Source organism: Aliiroseovarius crassostreae, from assembly GCF_049803815.1.
Taxonomy (GTDB): domain Bacteria; phylum Pseudomonadota; class Alphaproteobacteria; order Rhodobacterales; family Rhodobacteraceae; genus Aliiroseovarius; species Aliiroseovarius crassostreae_A.
The window spans coordinates 937,433-954,024 of sequence record NZ_JBNAGI010000001.1 but is presented as its reverse complement, the minus strand read 5'-3'; the positions used below and the strand labels follow the sequence as shown (position 1 = coordinate 954,024).

Genomic DNA, 16,592 nt, shown 5'->3' with positions numbered 1-16,592 from the left:
GACAGGAGGGGAGGTTTGCGACCCATTCCGGGCAACATGCGCGATTGGGTCAGCTTTCTTTTGCGTCGTTTTCTGCCGGGGTGGCGGCAGGGGCCTTGGCGGCATCCTTGGCCACTTTCTCTGGCGCGGGCAGATCGCCTGCCACAGCCGGGCCCATCCCGGTCAGCATCCGCAAGATTGTCACCAATTCGGATTTCATATCTTTGCGGTGGGTGACGCGGTCCAACATGCCGTGATCCAGCAGGTATTCCGCGCGCTGGAACCCTTCGGGCAGCTTTTCACGGATGGTCTGTTCGATCACGCGGGGGCCTGCAAAGCAGATCAGCGCGTTGGGTTCGGCAATGTGCACATCGCCCAGCATGGCGTAGGACGCGGTAACCCCGCCGGTGGTCGGGTGGGTCAGCACGACGATATAGGGCAGGTTTGCCTCTTTTAGCATCTGCACGGCAACCGTGGTACGGGGCATTTGCATCAGGCTCAGGATGCCTTCCTGCATCCGTGCGCCACCGGCGGCGGAAAACAGCACCAGCGGGCGTTTCAGGGCCACGGCGCGTTCGGCGGCGGCGATGATGGCATTGCCCACATACATGCCCATCGACCCGGCCATGAAGCTGAAATCCTGGGCGGCGGCCACGATAGGGGTGCGCCCGATCTCGCCCTCTGCGACAAGCATTGCTTCGCGTTCGCCGGTTGCTTTGCGGGCGCCTTTCATGCGCTCGGGATATTTTTTCTGATCCTTGAACTGGAGAGGGTCGTCAATCGGCGCGGGCACGTCCACCTCGGCAAACACACCACCGTCGAACAGCCCTTCAAAGCGTTCACGCGGGGTGATCGCCATGTGGTGATCGCAATTGGTGCAGACATTCAGGTTCTCGGCCAGCTCACGGTGAAAGAGCATGGTGCCGCATTCCGTGCATTTCGTCCAAAGGTTTTCCGGCACTTCGCGGCGAGAAAACAGAGAGTTGATGCGGGGGCGGACGTAGTTCGAGATCCAGTTCATCAGCTAATCCTTCGTCGTTTGGCCCTAGTTAGTCTTCCCCGACGGCATTTGCAATTGCTTGTCGGAATTTGCGCGCGGCCGGCTCCAGACCCACCAGGCGGAAAAGGCCAGGCACATCAGGACGGTTTGGGTGAAAATCGACAGGCCCACATAGGGGCTGGTCAGGTCGGGGGAGGTGAGAAAGAGCGAAAGCCCATCCAGGCTGCCTTCATTGCCGAGGATCAGCAGCATCGCATTGTTGGCCATATGCAACCCGGCGGCGGCCGCGATATTGCCGGTGCGCAACGTGACGAGTGCCAGGATGATCCCGGCGGCGGTGGTGTGCAGCACATAGAAATAGGCATTTGTACCATAGGTGGCCTGATCGAAATGCAGGATGCCGAATAGGAAGGACGGCAAGATCGCCCATAGCCAGATCGAGGAAAACCGCGCGCGCAGCTGTTGCAGAAGGTAGCCCCGAAACACCAGCTCTTCTGCCATGATCTGAATGAAGATCAAAGCAAGCGCAGGCAGGACCAGCATGGCCCAGGTGGCCATGGGCAGGCTTTGGCGAATTTCTGGGGCGTCCGTGTCGGGTGGGGGGATCAGACCCGTGGCCTCGATCACTCCGGTCAGAACCGACAGGGCAAAAGCCGCGCCAAGCCCATAGAAGAACTGCCGCCATTTCAGGCGCATCAACGGCCCAAACAGGCTGTGATAGGGGCGTTTGTGCAGGAAGCGCACCACCAGATACAGGCCAAGATGATAGCCCAGAAATGTCGTGAAAAATATCATCGCCTTGGCCGGTGTGCTGCCCTCAACGATGGATTGCGGCGTCACTCCCAATAGTTTCCCGCCCATCAGAATGACGATGAAGGTGGCGGCCAAGAAGGCCACATGGATCAACACCAGCCCCAGAAGGCTGCGCCAAATCTCGGGCCGGGCCAGGGCCGGTTGCCAGAACGGTACAAAAGGTGGGTTGGTCTGGGGCACGTCAGTGTCCTTCTTGGGCCTTGATCTGGTCTGGACCAGGTTTGATCGGATCAACCAAACCTATCGCACCTGATGACAGGGGCAACGGGGAAAAGTCGGGGCTTGGTGACTTGTGAGCGGTTGTCGCGTCGGATATGTCGAGGAAAGCGGAGGGGACATGTTTCGAATTTTATTGATGATTTCTGTGGTGATGAGTATGGCCGCCTGCCTTGGGGGTGGTCTGGATGGGGACCGCAAAGCGGATGGTGCGCCCAAAGCAGAGGCCAGAAAACGGCATCCGGTTTTTCAGGGGCAAGTTACGATTGCCGGTCCCGAAGGGTATTGCGTTGATGTAGGTGCTGTCCTGGAAGGTGATCAGGGGGCGTTTGTGCCACTGGGGGCGTGCGCGTCCATAACGGGTCGCATCAAGGATGGGGCGCCTTCGCGGCATCTCTTCCTGTCCGCGGTGGTCAATCCCCTGTCGCCAGACATGCCGAAAGAGGCTGTGGTGCCCGCGGCTCTCAAAGCTTTGGAACTTGACAGTGTGCGCGCCACGCTTGCGGATAAGGTTCTGGAGGTGCGCGAAGAAAATGACGCCCTGATTGTTCATTCGCACCACACGGAGTCCTCTGACGGCCTGGCGCAGGATCAATGGCGCGCGGTGTTTGCCTGTCGTGATCACGTGGTGGCCTTGACCGTGACCGGGTTTGAGGGGCAGGAGGTGCATGGTGAAAAGGCGCTGTTCACGTTTCTTGCCGCCATGCGAAAGGCCAATCCCGAAGGGAAATCCGCCCGAACAGCTGTGCCATCCCTGCTTGGTCGTTTGCTGAATTGAAACTATTCAGTTTGAATATGGAAACAATCGCCATAAAGATGGCACTGTCAAAGAGTTAACCGAATCTGATCCCCATGTCCAAACGTGCAACCGGCCTTCGACACCGCATCATTCATTGGCGTGCCCTGCGCCATTGGGGTTGGTTGTCGCGCAATGTGACCCGGTTCAACCTGTCAACATTGCGCGCGCTGCGCAGTTCGGCCCGGCAGTTGCGTGGACAGTTGGATCAGGTGATCCGCGTGGCTGACAGCCGCCTTGCCTTGCCCATGGTCGGATCAAACGCCTTTCCCAAGCCGCTTTACTGTGACTGGTCCTATCGTCCCGAAATGTGGCGCATGCCGATCACTCCGATCGGTATTGCGGCGGCCGAAACCAAGTCGACCTTTGGCGAAGAGGTGACGCTGTTTCACGATTGCAGGTCGTCCGAATTGACCATGCGCCAGGTGCGCAACACGCGCGAAAGCGATCTTGCCCCCTTTGGCCTGCGCATGGACGTGTTCCGATTTGACGGGTCTTTTCTCTCTCTGGTGATCGCATTGCCGCCGGATGCGGTACAAGGATTGAAGCAACGCCATCTGGTGCGCATGAGCGCCGTGATCGAGATGGAGAAAAAGCTGGAAATCTTCTCGCGGCTCAATATCAAACACGGCCCCAACACCGAACAATTGGTGCGCGAACTGCCCTTTGGTGACTTGGGAGAAGCAGAGCGAACCGAGGTCGAAGTGGAATTTGACCTGGCCTACACAAAGATGAATGAAAAGCGCGTGGAACGGATCTGGGTGGATCTGGTGATTGAAAACCCGGAAATGAGCCAGGTTGTCCTGCGGGACATCAATTTCAGCCGCCGGCCCCGGGCCGAAGTCTAACGCGCAGGAAGAACACGCGCGGAAAGAACACGCACAGACAGGATACGCATAGCGGGAAGGAACGCGACATGCCCGACATGACATTGACCGAGGCACGGATTATGGCGGGGGTCTGGGAAGGCATTCTTGACACCGGCACGCAAACCAACCTGCCGGAACTGGACGTCTCGCATCTGGGCAAACCCATTCCCGGGCACAGTATCGAAGAAGACCCGGACCATCGCGGTCAGTATCTTGTCCGGGTGCCGATCCCGGCTGACCTTCTGTCCGACGGGGTGCAGACGTTTGTAATCAGCGACAGACAGAGCGGCGAAAAGCTCGCGCATTTCTCGATCATCACCGGTCAGGCCGTTGGCGATGATGTGATGGCGGAAATGGATCTGTTGCGCGCCGAACTGGATATGCTGAAACGCGCGTTCCGCAGGCATTGCCTGGAAACCATGTAAGATGACATCGCGCCGCCGCATTCTGATCAGCGCCTGCCTGGTGGGGCAGCCGGTGCGATATAACGGGCAGGCGAAACCCTTGCTGGCGCGGCAATTGGATATTTTGTCAGGGATTGCCGATCTCTTCCCGTTCTGCCCCGAACTGGCCGCAGGGTTGCCCGTACCGCGCGCCCCGGCCGAGATTGCACCGGGCGGGCAGGGGGAGGATGTTTTGGCAGGTTCAACAAAGATCCTTGATGCAGAAGGGACCGACCTGACCGCCCCCTTTGTCAAAGGGGCGCAACTGGCCGTGCAATTTGCGCGCACCAACGGGTGCCATTTTGCACTTTTGACCGAGAATAGCCCCTCTTGTGGATCTTATCAGATCTATAGCGGGCATCATGATGGGCAAAGGCGCGCCGGGATGGGCGCTACCACCGCAGCGCTGCGGGCGGCAGGTGTGGTCACCTATGCCTCGGATCAGGCGGATCTGCTGATCAAGACGCTGGAAAGTGGCGCTGGGGTTACGCAGCGTTCCGGGTGACACAGCTTTACGCGCACGTCAATGTGGCGGCACGAAAGCCAGCCACAGGAAGTCATCATGACCAGCTATCCCAATCTTCTCGCCCCGCTTGATCTGGGGTTCACCACGCTTCGGAACCGTGTGTTGATGGGCTCGATGCATACCGGGCTGGAAGAGCGCGGGGATTGGAACCGCGTGGCAGAGTTTTATGCCGCCCGTGCCCGTGGCGGGGCCGGTTTGATTGTGACCGGCGGCATGTCGCCAAACGCCGAAGGCGGGGTCTTTCCCGGCGCTGCGGGGCTGTTTTCCGACGAAGATATCGCCAATCATAAATCGGTCACCGACCGGGTCCATGAAGAAGGCGGCAAGATTGCGATGCAGATCCTGCATGCCGGCCGCTATGCCTATGGTCCGGATTGCGTATCGGCCAGCCCGATCAAATCGCCGATCTCGCCTTTCCCGCCAAAAGAGCTGGATGAAGAGGGCATTCAAAAACAGATTACCGATTTCGCCACCGCGGCGGCGCGTGCCAAACAGGCCGGTTATGATGGTGTCGAGGTGATGGGGTCCGAAGGGTATTTCCTGAACCAATTCCTTGTGACCCATACCAACAAACGCGAAGACCGCTGGGGCGGCAGCTATGAGAACCGGATGCGCCTACCGATCGAAGTGGTCAAAGCGGTGCGTGCCGCCGTGGGGCCGGACTTCATTGTGATCTACCGCCTGTCGATGATCGACCTTGTGCCAAACGGGTCCAGTTTTGACGAAGTTGTTCAGCTGGCGAAAGAGATCGAGAAGGCCGGGGCCACAATTATCAATACCGGCATTGGCTGGCACGAAGCACGCATTCCGACGATTGCCACATCCGTCCCGCGTGCGGCTTTTACCTGGGTGACCAAGAAGCTGATGGGGCAGGTGTCTGTGCCGATCATCACGTCAAACCGGATCAACACGCCCGACGTGGGCGAAGAGGTTCTTGCAGGCGGGGCGGCCGACATGGTGTCCATGGCCCGACCTTTCCTCGCCGACCCGGATTTTGTCGCCAAAGCGGCAGCGGGGGAAGCAGACCGGATCGCCCCCTGCATCGGCTGCAATCAGGCCTGTCTGGACCACACCTTTGGCGGCAAAATCTCCACCTGCCTGGTGAACCCGCGCGCCTGTTATGAGACCGAATTGCGTTATGACATGACGGACACGCCGAAATCCATCGCCATTGTCGGGGCGGGGCCCGCGGGCCTGTCGACCGCATTGGTCGCGGATGAGCGCGGCCATGATGTCACGCTGTTTGACCGCGCGCACGAGGTGGGCGGGCAGCTCAACATGGCCAAGAAAATCCCCGGCAAGGAAGAGTTCATTGGTCTGGTCGATTGGTACAAGCGCATGGTCGATCTGTCCGACATCGACCTGCAATTGGGCAAAGAGGTAACCGCCGAAGATCTGGCCGGGTTTGACGAGGTGATCATTGCCACAGGCGTCACCCCACGCGATCCGGGCATCGCAGGCCAGGAGGATGCCAAGGTGCTCTCTTATATTGATGTTCTGCGCGATGGGGCGGACGTGGGGGACCGCGTGGCCATCATCGGTGCGGGGGGCATTGGCTTTGACGTGGCCGAGTTCCTGACGCAGGCGGGGGAAAGCCCCACCGAAAACCTGGATGAATGGCTGGCCGAATGGGGCGTGACCGACCCCGCAGATGCACGCGGTGGCCTGGCACCCGAGGGCCCCAAACCCGAAGCCCCCGCCCGTCAGGTGACCCTGATGCAACGCAAGGCACAGGCGCTGGGCAAGGGGCTGGGCAAGACCACTGGTTGGATCCACCGCGCGACCCTGAAGATGAAAGGGGTCGAGATGCTGGGCGGTGTGAACTACGAACGCATCACCGAAGATGGCCTGATGGTGTCCTCGGGCGAGGCCCGTGAAAACCCGCGCGTGGTTGAGGTGGACAACGTGATCCTGTGCGCCGGGCAGATTTCAAACCGCACATTGGCTGATCAGTTGGCTGAAAAAGGCATCACCGCCCATGTGATTGGCGGGGCGGATGTGGCGGCAGAGCTTGACGCGAAGCGTGCCATTGACCAAGGATCGCGGCTGGCGGCATCGCTTTGAGCCAGTGATTTTGGTCTGATCTCAGGCAGGACAAGGGCAGGGCGCCGCGTTTCAACCGAGGTGCCCTATGCTGTTCCTGTCGATCTTTTTGGGCCTGCTGCCCTCGTTCCTGCTGGTTGGGTTGGGTGGTGTGCTGCGAAAGCGCCTGTCGGAAAATGCATGGCAAGGTCTGGACCGGCTGAATTTCGAGATCCTTTTCCCGGCGCTCTTGTTCGTGGCGGCGTCCAGCCGGCCGATTGAACTGTCCAAGGTGGCCGTGATCGGCCCCGCGGTTTGGGCGATCCTTCTGGCCGGGCTGTTGCTTGGCTGGCTTGCCCGCCCGTTTGGGCCAGCACGGTTTCTGGATTTTGCCGGGGCGTGGCAGGTGGGGTGGCGGTTCAATACCGCAGTTGGCCTTGTCGCCGTAGAGCTTCTTTCCCGTGGGTCGATGGCCGAAATGGCGGTCGCCGTGGGCATGGCTGTGCCGGTTGCGAACCTGTTTGCCGTGACGGGTTTGTCGCGTGGGGGCGCAATGGGATTTTGGGCGACCATCCGCAAAATTGCGTTAAACCCATTTCTGCTGGCCTCGTTGGGTGGGGTGATCTTTGGGATCATGCAGTGGCACCTGCCCGCTCCGGTTTTTGCGCCCCTGGACATGCTGGCCCGTGCGGCCATCCCGGTGGCACTTTTGTCGATCGGGGCGACAATGAACTGGTCCGCCCTGGCGCGGCTTGATCGGTTCAACGGCGCAATTTGCACCATCAAGCTGGTGCTGCTGCCCGCATTGGCCATGGGGATGAGCTTTGTCTTGAGGCTTGATCCGGCCATCGGCACGGTGCTGGTCCTGTTCGCGGCCCTGCCCACCGCCTCGGCGGCACATGTTCTGGCCTCTGCCTTTGGCGCCAATCGCGAGCTGGTGGCAACGTTGATTGCCCAAACCACCCTCCTGTCGGCCATCTCACTTCCGATATGGATTGCGCTGGCGGAGTTTCTCTTGGATTAACCTGCGAACAGCAGTGATGTTTCGTGGCGGCGCAAGACGCGACGCGCGGCGCCATAGCCTTGCGAGGCGGTTGCAGCCAGCTCTGGAAACAGGACCTGGAATTCGGCCTGAGCAGAGGCCGACAGCCCGCGCCCGTCATGGGGCTGATAGCTTTCACTGGCAACGCCTTCAGAATAGATCACCTCGTGTTGATCAAACATCAGGTGATAATAGGTCACCTTGCCCCCCGGTTTGCGATATCCGATCCCCAGTTCGGCCAGATGTATGGCGGGCACCATCACTTCGGCCTCGCCAAACAACAGCTCTGCCCGCGCGCCGCTGATGACAACGCGATGCTGTGGGGACAAAACAAGGTCTCGGGTGTTTCCCAGGGCCCCGGTTGGTAAAACCACGGGTGCAAATGCCCCGGTGGCCGAAACGGTGCGTTGCGCCAACCAAGTCAAGGGTTGCAGCCCGTTGTCCCGCGTCAGGACCAGATCTCCGACCTGCAATTGCTCGACACATCGTTCACCGGCGACGGTTGTAATGCGGGTGCCTTGGGCGAAGCAGGCGACGTACTCATCATACTGGTTATTTTGACGGTAAGAGGACCGTTCGACGTTGAAGCTATAGCTTTGCCCGGGTTCCAAAGGCACGGTCGAGGCCAATCCCTGCACCACCCCTTGCTGATACCCGTCGCCGCCAAAATGCAAAGAGGTGACTTTGTGACCTGTGCCCGTATTGATCAGGTCATAAGCCGTATGCACCTCGGTCCCATCGGTATAGGTTGTCCCGTCAATGGTGGTGTCGCCGACCAGAGTTTGACTGTCTCCGATTTCCTGGAACCGCCCGTCATTGTCATCAATTGCAATCGCCGTCGGGGTGGCCCCCGGTTTGAGGGTCAGCGTGAAGGTTGGGCTGCCCTGAGCTGCGCCATTGAATTCGTTTGGCAGGCCGCCAATAAAATCATCCGGACTGTAGACATAAATGTAATAGATCGCCATTTGAGTGACCTTTCAGGCAGCGGGACGGGCAGATCTGCCCCTTTGAGGTGCCTTATATATCTGGGTGCAGGGGCTGAAAATCAGGGGGAAAAGCAGGGGCAGATTGTCCAACTAAAATGAAAGCATCCAATTGGCTGTAAAATCGAATAAAATCTGAGTTTCTCGGTTGGAAACATATTGTTTCCAGATGTCCCGATTGTTTCCTGCCGCAAACGATCCGCTCAAATTCCCCGGTATTGTCCGTTCAGCATCACAGTCTTGCCCCATTTGCAGGCGATACAATCCTTCGTTGGGGACAGTATTGTAGAAAGACAGAACATGGATCGACTGACCGAAATGGAAGCCTTTGCCACTGTGGTGGACCAGGGCGGTTTCACGGATGCTGCCAAGAAAATGGGGATCTCGAAATCCGCTGTTTCCAAGCATGTGTCCAGCCTTGAGGCGCGTTTGGGGGCCCGTCTGCTGAACCGCACCACCCGCCGGGTCAGCCCTACGGAAATCGGTCTGGCCTATTATGATCGCGCGCGCCGTGTGCTCAATGATGCGGGCGAGGCGGACAGTCTTGTCACCTCGATGCAATCTGCCCCCTCAGGTATTCTGCGCATCTCGGTCGCCACTGATTTTGGAGTGAATCACCTGAGTCCGATCCTGGGTGAGTTCCTGCAGGAATTCCCTGACATCAACGTGAACATGGTCCTCAACAACCGGTACGTCGAACTGATCAGCGAAGGGTTTGACATGGCGATCCGTGTGGGCGAGCTGGAAGACAGTTCGCTGCGTGCCCGTAAAATCTCGGAAACTGCGCGCCGCATGGTCGGCAGCCCCGCCTATTTCGAAAAATACGGCCGCCCGGAGCGGATTGACGATCTGAACAATCACAAGCTTTTGCATTATTCGAGCCAGAGCTCGGGCAATGTGTGGAAAATCCCCGCCCCATCGGGCGAAGTGCGCCAGGTGCGGTCCGCTGGATGGCTCTCGGTCAATGACGGTCAGTCGCTTCTGAATGCCGCCATCTCGGGCCTTGGCATCGCCTATCTTCCCAGCTTTCTTTATGCCGATGCGATGGAGCAGGGGCTGGTCGAGGATGCGATCCCGGAACTGCCGATGGACAGCCAGGGGATCTATGCGATCTACCCACCGGGCCGCTTCACCCAGCCCAAAGTGCGCGCGTTCATCGATTTCCTGGTGCATGCCTTTGCCGACAAAGGCCCAAACAGCTGGTAAATCGATCTTCACAATATCGCCTGTCCTGATCTATGGGACGCTGAGCGGCCAGGGTTTCCCTGTGCCGCTCTTTTTTTCAATTGATGGTCAGCAACACCGCCTCGACCCGCCGGTTGGCGGTGCGGCCTTCCTGGGTTTGATTGCTGGTCAGGGGCGACAGATACCCCACGCCGTCTGCCTGTAAACGATCCCCCGCGATGCCATGTGTATCGATCAGATACCGCCGCACGCTTTGCGCCCGTTTGCGGGATAGCGCGATGTTGTTTTCCAGCCGGCCCTGGGTGTCCGTGTGCCCCACAAGGGCAATGCGCGCGCTCGGGGTGTCGGTGAGGAACCTTGCGACCTCTTGCAACTGGTCTGCGGCCCCCGGGGCCAGTTCCGCGGATCCGGTGGCAAATTCCACCTTATCAAGCACCATATGACCCTGTTCCAAAAGACGCTTCGCCAGAGCCCCGGCCGGGTGCGCCTGGCCTGCTGTTGAAGATGGGGCTGAAACTGGGGCGGCGTTTGCCATGTCCTGTGTGCGGCTGATCTGCACAAACCCGTCCGTGCCGCCATGGCTGACCAAAAGCCCAACCATATCATCGCCTTTGCGGGCGGTGGCGTATTGAAAACTGCCCAGATCAATGAACAGCTCGGGCGCGGCAAATCGCCCGACGGCAAATCGGAAATCATACCCGCCGCAAGAGACTGATTGGCATTGGAACAGGATATCGTACCCGTCATCGGTCAGTTGGGTCAGCAGAGACGTCAGCAGTTGGTAGTTGGTCTGGCCATCCCCGGTGATCCGCCAGGCCTCAACCCGCATTCCGGTGGGCAGGGTGATCATGGGAACCTGGTTTCCATCAAACCTGTCACGGGCGAACTCGGCCGGAGCAGAGGTCAATGTGCCGGTGCGTATAGCGCCGGGTGGCAACTCCAGCGCCAATGCGGGCGCGCTGATGAGGGTCAAGGCAAGGGGAAGCCAGGGGCGGATCATCGGTGCAGGGCGTGATAGTCTTCGTTTGGTTTCATACCGACAGCGGATGCCATCCGGTTCGACATCGAGAAGAAGCCAACCGTCGCCGCAATGTCCCAGATATCCTGATCCGAGAAGCCCAGAATACGCAGCGCCTGACGATCATGCTCCTCAACCTCGGACGAGGATTTTGTGACCTTTTCCGCAAAGGCCAGCATGCCACGTTGCCGGTCATCCAGATCGGCCACGCGCCAGTTCATCACCATCGCCTCGCCCAGCTGCGGGTTGCCCGACAGCTCGCGCACCGCAGCGCCATGGGCCACTTGGCAATACCAGCAGCGATTGACCGAACTGACCACCACGGCGATCATTTCGCGTTCCAGTTTGGACAGGCCGCTTTCACCCAGCATCAGCTCGTTATACATCGCCATGAACGGGCGCAGCTTTTCCATGTCAAACGCGTATGCCTTGAGCACATTGGGCACCAGCCCCAGTTTGTCCTGGCAAATGTCGAAATATTTCTGGATGTCCTCGGGCAGCGGATCGACCATCGGAAGATCCAGTACCGTGACGTTTTCCTGCCCTTTTTCCTGCCCCATGTTCTGATCCTTACGCCTGTTTCATGCGGTAATGGTAGTGTCCAACCAGATGCATGCCAAGGTTTGCATATAGTGGATTTGCGGCGTGGTTGCCTTGGGTCACGATCAGCGACAGGAATTTCGCGCCCTGTTCCTCGGCCCAGAGGGCGGCCTGGCGCAGCAGGTTTTGCGCGGTGCCCATGCGGCGCAGATTTTCTTCCACATGCAGCGCATGAACCATCGCAACCCCATCGTGGATGCCCACAAACCCAACACCGGCGGGACTGTCATCCGTGCGGGCAAGAAGCGCGGTCTTGGGGCAATCGGCGCGGTCCATGACGGCCTGCCGCCCCGCCCCAATGTCGCCGCGTTCCCACAATTCCTGCATCACCGCCAGTTTTGGCCAGATGCAGAAGGCGGAGACAGGCGGAGGTGTTTCCTTGGTCAGTTTACCGACTGGCACCACCCAGATATTCACCTCATCCACACGATCATACCCGTGGTGTTCGAGCATCTCGTCCAGATGCTCATCGCCCGCACGGATCTGAAACAGTGGCTCCTGCCCAATCTCGCGCATCGCTTTTTCCGCAGCGGGCAGATCAGCTTCGGTGGTGGGCCAGTTTTCGGTCGCAGACGACACGCGTTTGCCACCGCCCTTTCCATCCCGGATGATCCAGGCCCCCACGCGTTTGGTCTCGGCGGGGGGCCAGGTGGCTTCGCAGACCTCAATCAGGGCCTCGGCGCTGGGAAGGTCCTGGTGCAGCTTGGCGTTGGCGGTCATGTCTCCTCCGGGAATAATTGATTGAGGGCGTTTTTTGCGTCTGAGAGTTGCGCCGCCTCGGTGCCGCGCAACACGATATGTGCACCATACACCCCTTCCTGCATGAAAGGGTAGGATCCAATTGACAGGTCGGGGTATTTTGCAGCGAGCTGGGCCAATGGTCCGGCCAGATCCCCTTCGCCGCGGGCGATGCGCACCGTGTCTGACAACAGCGGTTTGCCGCCGGTCAGGCCGGGCAACACGCTGGCGACCATTGCTTTGAACACGCTGGGCACGCCCGCCAACACATGCACGTTTTCAAGAGTAAAGCCGGGCGCAATTGAAACCGGGTTGTCGATCAGAGTGGCGCGGTCGGGAATGCGCGCCATGCGCTGGCGCGCAGCGTTGAAATCTTTACCGTCCTTCGCGTAATAGGCGGCCAGCAGGTCGTAGGCATCCTTGCGAATGTCGATATGATCATTGAACGCCTCGGCAATGCAATCGGCGGTGATGTCATCATGGGTCGGACCAATTCCGCCCGAGGTGAACACATGGTCATGGCTTTCTGCCAGTGCGCGGACCGCTGCCACAATCGCGGATGCGTCATCCGACACGACGCGCACCTCTTTCAAATCAATGCCCCGGGCGGTCAATTCGCCCGCCAGGTAATGCGTGTTTGTGTCCTGGGTGCGCCCCGACAGGATCTCGTCTCCGATCACCAGCATGGCGGCGGTTGGATTTGCCATCACTTGCTCCTTCTTCCCCCTCGGTATAGGCCGGGGATATGGAATTTCCCACCCCCCTGATCCCCGCCCGCCTGATCAAACGCTACAAACGCTTTCTGGCCGATTGCACGCTGGAAGATGGTCGCGAGGTGACCGCCCATTGTGCCAATCCGGGCAGCATGATGGGGCTGGCGGAGCCGGGGGCGAAGATCTGGCTCGAACCCAATGATGACCCGAAAAAGAAACTGAAATTCGGCTGGCGTCTGGTGGATCACGAAAACGGTCATTTCACCGGGGTGGATACCTCGGTTCCCAACCGCGCGCTGAAAGCCGCCTTGGAAGCGCACGCCTTTCCCGAGCTTGGTCCTTATGACCGGGTGCGTCCCGAGGTGAAATATGGCGAGAAAAGCCGGATTGATTTTCTGCTGGAAGGGGTGGGCCTGACCTATGTCGAGGTGAAATCCGTCACATTGTCGCGCGCCACCGGGTTGGCCGAGTTTCCCGACAGCGTGACCGCACGCGGGGCCAAGCATCTGGCAGAGCTTGCCAATATGGCGCGTGACGGCCACCGAGCCGTGATGTTTTATCTGGTGCAGCGCACCGATTGTGACCGGTTTGACCTGGCCCGCGATATCGACCCGACCTATGCCGACGCCTTCGCCAAGGCCCGCGCCGCCGGGGTTGAGGTGATGTGCTATGATACCCGTATCACTCCGGCTGGGGTCAATATCGGCAAGCCTCTGGCCGTTTTGGCCTAAGCCTCTGGCGGTTTTAATGAGACTGCCCTATTTAGGGCCAGAACCGCCGAAAGGGCAGAATGATCGCTGAAGGATGATGTCGATGGATGACAAGATGCGTGTGACGAAAGAGGGGATCCGCCTCTATAACCCCGAAGATTTCGCGGGCATGCATGCGGCCGGCAAATTGGCGGCTGAAATCCTGGATCGCGTGGCGCCAATGGTGGCACCGGGTGTGACCACGGCGGAACTTGATAAGGCGATCGAGGATATGGTGGATGAGGCCGGTGCGGTGTCGGCAACCATCGGCTACAAGGGCTATAAACACGCGTCCTGCATCTCGCTTAACCATGTGGTCTGTCACGGCATTCCGGGGTCGAAAACCCCGAAGATGAAGAACGAAAAATCGGGCCGCAAACATGACGAACTGGTCGAGGGCGACATTCTGAACATCGACGTGACGGTGATCGTCGATGGTTGGTATGGCGACACGTCGCGCATGTTCAAGGTGGGCAAGATCAAACCCTTTGCCGAACGTCTGATCCAGGTGACCCATGACGCGCTGATGGAAGGCATCGCTGCCGTCAAACCGGGCAACACCTTTGGCGATATCGGCCACGCGATCCAGAAATTCGTCGAAGCGCAGCGCATGTCGGTGGTGCGCGATTTCTGTGGTCACGGGTTGGGGCAGGTGTTTCACGCGCCGCCCAATGTGCTGCATTATGGCCGCGCCGGCACTGGTCCTGTTCTGGAGGAAGGTATGTTCTTCACCATCGAACCGATGGTCAATTTGGGCCGCCCGGACACCAAGATCCTGGCCGATGACTGGACCGCGATCACCCGCGACAAATCCTTGTCCGCGCAGTTCGAACACTCGGTTGGTGTGACGGCGGACGGGTGCGAGATCTTCACCCTGTCCCCGGCGGGGAAATTCCACCCCACCTGGGGATGAGCGCGCGCCTCTGAGCGGGTCGATCCATTGCGACTGTCGGCCGGGGGCTCTGCCCCCGGACCCCCGGGATATTTTAGGACCAAAGATGGCGGCAAGGGGAGCAGCTGTCCACCGCCTTGAGCCTTGGTCGCGGGGGAAAGTGAACTTTTTTATGTGGCATTTTCACAGATCGAAATCACCGTGTCGCCATACCGACGGCTGTCGAGCAATTCGACCCCGTCGGGCAGGGTGATCGTGGTGTTCTCTTCCCAGACAATCAACGCGCCGGGGGCAATCCAGCCCCCCGCCATAGCGGCCCCCATCGCCTTTTCGCCCATGCCTTTTCCATAAGGGGGGTCGAGGAAGATCAGGTCGTGTGGCGAGCCGTCTGCAAGGCGCGTGGCATCGCGTTTCACCACGGTGACCTCGTCTTGGCAGCGGCATTTGGCGACGTTTTCGCGTATGAGCGAGAGCGCTTTTCGCCCGTCATCGACAAGCGTGGCATGTGCCGCCCCGCGTGACAGGGCCTCCAGGCCCAGCGCCCCGGTGCCTGCAAAGAGATCCAGCACGCGCGCGTCGTCGATAGGGTCGCCAAACCGCCCGCCTGTCAGCATCGAAAACAGGCTTTCGCGCACGCGGTCGGTGGTGGGGCGCAGGTGGGCGCCCGCATCGCCCTTGCCCACACTGGCCAGGGCCAGCCCGCGAAAACGCCCTGCGATGATCCTCATTTCAACAGCGTCTTCAGCTCGGTGTCCGGGTCGGCGATCACGGTCTTGTCCGGGGATTTTCCGCTTTCGATCAATCGCTTGCCCACCATGTAGCCGCGCGGATCGTTCATCGCGTCAACGGCCAAAAGCGTGTCGCCCTGATAGTACCAAAAGCTGATCCCACCATCACCGGCATCGCGCGTGACCACGTTGTCATAACCCACATTCAGGCCGGCGATCTGCAGCTTCACGTCGTACTGATCCGACCAGAACCAGGGCTTCGCCACATACTCGACCGCGTCGCCCATCATATTGCGCGCGACCACCTCGGCCTGATCAATGGCGTTCGGCACGCTTTCCAGACGGATCCGCCCGCCGCGATAGGGGAAAGACGCGCAATCTCCGGCCGCCCAGACGTTGGGGGCAGAAGTGCGGCCTTGTGCGTCGGTCTTGATGCCATTGTCGAGCGTGATCCCGGCCACCTCGGCCAGCGCCGTGCCCGGAGAGATGCCCACGCCGACAATCACGAAATCCACCTCCAACTCGGTGCCGTCCGACAGGCGCGCACCGGTGACGCGCCCCTCGCCGGTTAGGGTTTCGAGGCCGACCCCTTCGATGATCGTCACCCCGTGGCGTTGATGCAGCGCGCGGAAGTAATCCGAGGTTTCGGGGGCGGCGACCCGTTGCAAGATCCGGTCGGCCATTTCAACCAGCGTGACCTGAACACCTTTCTTGGCGGCCACCGCGGCGGCTTCCAGCCCGATGTACCCGCCGCCGACGATCAGCACCCGGCGCCCATCGGCAAATTCGGGTTCCATCCGGTCCACGTCTTCCAAGGTGCGCACCACATGCACACCGTCAAGCTCCCCGCCGATGGCAGCGGGCAGGCGGCGTGGGGTTGATCCGGTGGTCAGGGCAAGCTGGTCATAGGCGATGCGCTCCTCCCCGATCACAACCTCTTGCGCGGCGGTGTCGATCGCATCCACCCGTGTGCCCAGACGCAGGGTGATGTCATTCTCGGCGTAGAAACTTTCGGGCCGCAGATAGAGCCGTTCCAGCGCCATGTCCCCCAGCAGATAGGCCTTGGACAAGGGCGGGCGTTGATAGGGCGGGGCGGTTTCCTCGCCGATCAGGGTGATTTGTCCGTCAAACCCGGAATTGCGCAGTTTCGCCACCAGCGACGATCCGGCCTGGCCGGCCCCAATCACAACGATATGGCTCATGTCTCTCTCCTACCTGTCACGCGATTGCTGCAGCCTAGACCGAGGTCATTGTATCTGACAACGGTTCTGCTGACCTGC

The 16,592-nt window shown here is 59.8% G+C and carries 18 protein-coding genes; 9 read left to right on the top strand and 9 right to left on the bottom strand.

The genetic code is table 11. The features are described from left to right. Positions 1 to 49: 49 nt before the first annotated feature. Positions 50 to 1,000 carry an acetyl-CoA carboxylase, carboxyltransferase subunit beta gene (gene accD, locus ACP15V_RS04730; protein ID WP_424942516.1) on the bottom strand — a complete coding sequence of 317 codons (951 nt, stop codon included), beginning with the start codon at positions 998 to 1,000 and terminating at the stop codon, positions 50 to 52. A gap of 24 nt (positions 1,001 to 1,024) precedes the next feature. Then, a complete protein-coding gene (locus tag ACP15V_RS04725; RefSeq protein ID WP_424942515.1) occupies positions 1,025 to 1,972 on the bottom strand; it encodes a lysostaphin resistance A-like protein in 948 nt (315 codons plus the stop codon). Between the two features lie 157 nt (positions 1,973 to 2,129). On the opposite strand from ACP15V_RS04725, the gene ACP15V_RS04720 reads away from it, so the two are divergent. The 6 genes from ACP15V_RS04720 (at position 2,130) to ACP15V_RS04695 (ending at position 7,688) form a co-directional block, all read left to right on the top strand. Beyond that, complete coding sequence (locus ACP15V_RS04720; RefSeq protein WP_424942514.1) at positions 2,130 to 2,786, top strand: hypothetical protein; 657 nt, start codon at positions 2,130 to 2,132, stop codon at positions 2,784 to 2,786. Positions 2,787 to 2,860: 74 nt separating this feature from the next. Continuing rightward, a complete protein-coding gene (locus tag ACP15V_RS04715) occupies positions 2,861 to 3,652 on the top strand; it encodes a DUF6478 family protein (protein ID WP_424942513.1) in 792 nt (263 codons plus the stop codon). A 68-nt stretch (positions 3,653 to 3,720) separates the two neighbouring features. Continuing rightward, a complete protein-coding gene (locus ACP15V_RS04710; protein WP_424942512.1) occupies positions 3,721 to 4,098 on the top strand; it encodes a hypothetical protein in 378 nt (125 codons plus the stop codon). Between the two features lies 1 nt (position 4,099). Beyond that, complete coding sequence (locus tag ACP15V_RS04705) at positions 4,100 to 4,621, top strand: DUF523 domain-containing protein (protein ID WP_424942511.1); 522 nt, start codon at positions 4,100 to 4,102, stop codon at positions 4,619 to 4,621. A gap of 57 nt (positions 4,622 to 4,678) precedes the next feature. After that, positions 4,679 to 6,706, top strand: coding sequence for an FAD-dependent oxidoreductase (locus tag ACP15V_RS04700; protein ID WP_424942510.1), 2,028 nt, complete (start codon positions 4,679 to 4,681; stop codon positions 6,704 to 6,706). Positions 6,707 to 6,773: 67 nt separating this feature from the next. Then, the gene (locus ACP15V_RS04695; protein ID WP_424942509.1) at positions 6,774 to 7,688 is read left to right on the top strand and encodes an AEC family transporter; all 915 of its coding nucleotides are present in this window, start codon (positions 6,774 to 6,776) and stop codon (positions 7,686 to 7,688) included. On the opposite strand, the gene ACP15V_RS04690 is transcribed toward ACP15V_RS04695, so the two are convergent. Beyond that, positions 7,685 to 8,671 carry a Hint domain-containing protein gene (locus ACP15V_RS04690; protein WP_424942508.1) on the bottom strand — a complete coding sequence of 329 codons (987 nt, stop codon included), beginning with the start codon at positions 8,669 to 8,671 and terminating at the stop codon, positions 7,685 to 7,687. The two genes, ACP15V_RS04695 and ACP15V_RS04690, sit on opposite strands and share 4 nt — an antisense overlap. Positions 8,672 to 8,989: 318 nt before the next feature. Between ACP15V_RS04690 and ACP15V_RS04685 the strand changes: the two genes are divergently transcribed. Continuing rightward, entirely contained in the window at positions 8,990 to 9,895 is a 906-nt protein-coding gene (locus tag ACP15V_RS04685) for a LysR family transcriptional regulator (RefSeq protein WP_424942507.1), read from the top strand. Positions 9,896 to 9,971: 76 nt separating this feature from the next. Here ACP15V_RS04685 and ACP15V_RS04680 read toward each other — a convergent pair whose 3' ends face one another. Genes ACP15V_RS04680 through ACP15V_RS04665 form a run of 4 tightly spaced genes read right to left on the bottom strand, consistent with a single transcriptional unit; the run spans position 9,972 to position 12,937 of the window. Then, positions 9,972 to 10,874 (bottom strand): OmpA family protein, encoded by a 903-nt coding sequence (locus ACP15V_RS04680; protein WP_424942506.1) that lies wholly within the window; start codon positions 10,872 to 10,874, stop codon positions 9,972 to 9,974. After that, on the bottom strand, positions 10,871 to 11,452 hold the full coding sequence (locus tag ACP15V_RS04675) for a peroxidase-related enzyme (RefSeq protein ID WP_424942505.1): 582 nt from the start codon (positions 11,450 to 11,452) through the stop codon (positions 10,871 to 10,873). The genes ACP15V_RS04680 and ACP15V_RS04675 overlap by 4 nt, the downstream gene beginning before the upstream one ends. A gap of 10 nt (positions 11,453 to 11,462) precedes the next feature. Further along, positions 11,463 to 12,212, bottom strand: a complete 750-nt coding sequence (locus ACP15V_RS04670) for a GNAT family N-acetyltransferase (protein WP_424942504.1) — start codon at positions 12,210 to 12,212, stop codon at positions 11,463 to 11,465. Further along, positions 12,209 to 12,937: a competence/damage-inducible protein A gene (locus tag ACP15V_RS04665; protein ID WP_424942503.1), complete on the bottom strand. Its 729-nt coding sequence runs from the start codon at positions 12,935 to 12,937 to the stop codon at positions 12,209 to 12,211. The genes ACP15V_RS04670 and ACP15V_RS04665 overlap by 4 nt, the downstream gene beginning before the upstream one ends. Before the next feature lie 38 nt (positions 12,938 to 12,975). On the opposite strand from ACP15V_RS04665, the gene sfsA reads away from it, so the two are divergent. Then, positions 12,976 to 13,674, top strand: a complete 699-nt coding sequence (sfsA, locus tag ACP15V_RS04660; protein ID WP_424942502.1) for a DNA/RNA nuclease SfsA — start codon at positions 12,976 to 12,978, stop codon at positions 13,672 to 13,674. An 82-nt stretch (positions 13,675 to 13,756) separates the two neighbouring features. Beyond that, positions 13,757 to 14,605: a type I methionyl aminopeptidase gene (gene map, locus ACP15V_RS04655; RefSeq protein WP_424942501.1), complete on the top strand. Its 849-nt coding sequence runs from the start codon at positions 13,757 to 13,759 to the stop codon at positions 14,603 to 14,605. Between the two features lie 149 nt (positions 14,606 to 14,754). Here the strand turns inward: map and rsmD are convergent, their stop codons facing one another. Both rsmD and ACP15V_RS04645 read right to left on the bottom strand, forming a co-directional pair. Continuing rightward, positions 14,755 to 15,312 (bottom strand): 16S rRNA (guanine(966)-N(2))-methyltransferase RsmD, encoded by a 558-nt coding sequence (gene rsmD / locus ACP15V_RS04650; RefSeq protein ID WP_424942500.1) that lies wholly within the window; start codon positions 15,310 to 15,312, stop codon positions 14,755 to 14,757. Then, entirely contained in the window at positions 15,309 to 16,514 is a 1,206-nt protein-coding gene (locus ACP15V_RS04645; protein WP_424942499.1) for an NAD(P)/FAD-dependent oxidoreductase, read from the bottom strand. The genes rsmD and ACP15V_RS04645 overlap by 4 nt, the downstream gene beginning before the upstream one ends. Positions 16,515 to 16,592: the final 78 nt, after the last annotated feature.